Source organism: Pseudomonas caricapapayae, from assembly GCF_001400735.1.
Lineage (GTDB): Bacteria > Pseudomonadota > Gammaproteobacteria > Pseudomonadales > Pseudomonadaceae > Aquipseudomonas > Aquipseudomonas caricapapayae.
The window spans coordinates 1-1797 of the sequence record NZ_LJPW01000111.1; the positions used below are offsets into that span (position 1 = coordinate 1).

The following is a 1797-nucleotide window of genomic DNA, read 5'->3' on the forward strand; positions in this document are numbered from 1 at the left end:
CTTTCATGGGGCTCGTTCATTGGAGAACCCCTCTTCGCGACACTTCTGTACGCAATCTGTGAGTTGCGTAGGCGTCATCTCAATCGCGCCACGCAAGTTCCCGCTGTTGGTGCGATAGATTTTCCTTTGCTGCAAATCTGCCAGATTCATCAGCGTTTCCGAAATATAAGTTCGCTTCGCGCTATCCGTGTACTGTTGCGCCCTCCTCATAGTCATCAGCGCATCCGCATCTGATTTTTCCGGTTTGTTCAAGCGGCCCATTGCCGTCTGATAACCTGTCGTAGACAACGTGGTTCTCTCGCTCACTTGCTCCACAAGATCGTTGACTGCCTGCCAAGTCGCTGACGAGCTACCGGAAACTCTATACATGCTGATTGCACTCCTATGGTATTTTTCTATTACGGATGCATGTGTGGACTTTGAGGCGGATTCGGTTCCACGCAACGTGGACGGCGCCAGAGCTTTATTTTGCGCAGATGAGCATTCCCGAACGGCTAGATTGTCATAGCTGCAAAGACAGCGGAATGAAAGCAGGTTGCGGCGCCACGGCATTGTTCGTTTGTACCCGAATCCATTTACGGACGAGGTTCGCGTTAAGGCTGTGGTGCTGCGCGACGCTAGCAATCGAAGCACCGGGCTGGGCGCACTCTTGGACAACCTGGGCCTTGAAGGATTTTGAATAGAAACAGCGTTGCGGCTGCATGGAAAGATCCGCTTAAAAGGCTAGAAGTGGTGCCCACTGAATTAGGTGGACACTACCGCCTTTGGCGTTGAGGTCAGGAAGGTGAGTTGGCCGGACGGTTACTTCTAAGATAGTAAGGTAAGCGCCGGCCATCACGTCTTGCGTAATTAAACCGGTTGCCACTTATGTGGCAGCAATTGATCGATCTCACTCGCCCGCTGCGTCGGCAGGCGCGTGAGAACATCCTTCAGATAGGCGTACGGGTCATGACCATTCAGCCGCGATGACTGGATCAGACTCATGATTGCCGCCGCCCGTTTTCCACTGCGTAGCGAGCCTGCAAAGAGCCAGTTCTTGCGACCAAGAGCCCATGGTCTGATCTGGTTTTCGGCCAAATTGTTATCTATGGGTACAGCCCCGTCATCGAGGTAGCGCGACAGCGCTGCCCAGCGTTTCAGGCTGTAATCGAGTGCTCCTGATGGCCGAACCTTCGGGCACGAGGTCACGCTGGGCGATCATCCAGGCGTGCAGCATGTTCATCACTGGGACGGCTTTTTCTTGCCGTATTCGGCGGCGTAAATCCGGCTCTAGGTCTCTGACTTCTCTTTCGATTTCGTACAGCAACTGGATATAGCGCAGGGCTTGCTCGGCGAGCGTGCTTTTATTCGTAGCGTGCAGTTCAAAGAACTTGCGCCGCGCATGAGCCATGCAGCCGATCTCGGTCACGCTCAGTTCAAAGCTGGCTTTGTAGCCGCCAAAATCGTCGCACACCAACTTACCCTTCCAGTCCTGAAGGAAGTTGCGAGCATGCTCTCCGGCGCGACTGGGGCTGAAGTCATAAACCACCGCGGCCACCTCCGAGAACTGGCTGGTGGCGTAGGCCCACACTGCTGCCCGAGTACCACGTCGCGCAGCGCATCGACCAGCGGCTGCAACTGAACCCCGGTCACGCCAACCCATTGAGCCAAGGTTGAGCGTGGAATCGCCAGGCCCGCTCGACCGAAGATCGATTCCTGACGGTAAAGCGGCAGGTGGTCGGCAAACTTGGCGATCATGACGTGGGCCAGCAACCCGGCGGTTGGGATGCCCTTGTCGATGATCTGCGCCGGAACCGG

At 55.6% G+C, this 1797-nt stretch carries 2 protein-coding genes and 1 pseudogene; all 3 read right to left on the reverse strand.

Annotated elements, in window-relative coordinates:
- Positions 1-3 precede the first annotated feature (3 nt).
- Entirely contained in the window at positions 4-369 is a 366-nt protein-coding gene (locus tag ALO80_RS15745; protein WP_235812481.1) for a hypothetical protein, read from the reverse strand.
- Between the two features lie 133 nt (positions 370-502).
- A complete protein-coding gene (locus tag ALO80_RS32570) occupies positions 503-703 on the reverse strand; it encodes a transposase (RefSeq protein ID WP_083493290.1) in 201 nt (66 codons plus the stop codon).
- A 146-nt stretch (positions 704-849) separates the two neighbouring features.
- Positions 850-1797, reverse strand: a pseudogene (gene tnpC / locus ALO80_RS29660) (IS66 family transposase); the annotation flags it as partial.